Source organism: Oleiphilus sp. HI0086 (assembly GCF_001635225.1).
The window spans coordinates 1-963 of sequence record NZ_LWFZ01000010.1; the positions used below are offsets into that span (position 1 = coordinate 1).

General features: G+C 47.4%; 1 protein-coding gene and 1 pseudogene. One reads left to right on the forward strand and one right to left on the reverse strand.

Annotated features, from left to right (window positions below):
- A pseudogene (locus A3756_RS26910) lies at nt 1-418 on the forward strand (hypothetical protein); the annotation flags it as partial.
- A gap of 77 nt (nt 419-495) precedes the next feature.
- On the opposite strand, the gene A3756_RS00245 reads toward A3756_RS26910, so the two are convergent.
- The coding region (locus A3756_RS00245) for a Yip1 family protein (RefSeq protein WP_082865004.1) at nt 496-963 on the reverse strand (468 nt) is incomplete at its 5' end.

Consider the following 963-nt stretch of genomic DNA (forward strand, 5'->3'; position numbering starts at 1 on the left):
TCCACGGAAGGTTACAGGCTCTGAAGGTTGGGGCTATATTAACTTGAAGGGCATGAAAGATGCGCCGGTAATGGGTGATACCGAAGGTGAAATCCTGGACTACCTAAAGCGAGTTGGTGGTGGCGATGAGTTTCGTGAGAACGGTGAAATGCTAGAGAAATGGTTTAATGAAGACGGGACAGTTAAGGAAGAAGAGGTGGTTGCCGCCGATGTATATGAGCTGCTAACGCCTTCTGTTCGTCGAGCACTTGATTTAAACAAAGCCTACATGACCATTGTTGCTGACCAGGACTTTATCCATGGTCGAGACGCGAACATTACGCCGGTGACAAATGTTTATAAGGAAGTGGACCCGGATACTGCGCCGACGCTACCAGCAGATAAACAGCGTATGAAAGATATTCGTTTGCAGTGGTAAGTGGCATATGAAATGAGAAGGGGGCTTAATATAAGTCCCCTTCTGCGTTTTGGTATTTCCTTTTTAGTGTTTGCCCTTTAACGCGTGACAAACTCTGGGCCAGCGCCCATGCTCCAAATAATGACGGTGCCGATTAATGTTGTCACCAGATAAACCAGAGAAACTGTTAATATCGCACCGACAAAGAAGAAGGCTTGATCCTGGGATATCTTCAGTACATGAGGTAAACCGTCATACATCAGGTAAGCTGCATAACCCGCTGCTGCGAGGAAAATAGCAGCATTCACCCAAGGCTCTGGGTACAGTGGTGCTAAACCAGCTAGGAACAGAGGCGTGCAGGAGTAAGCGACGAGTGCTATTCCGTTCGCGGCAAACTCATCATGGCCACTGCCATAGTTGCGAGACATCCAGTCAATCATAAAGCCAATAAAGTAAATGCCCGCGACCATGGCGACATAAGTCAAAATACTGAGCGTCATTGCACTCGATTGAGAAAGGTAAACTAACTGGCCTTCACCCACTTGCCAACCATATTGAGTGGTTGA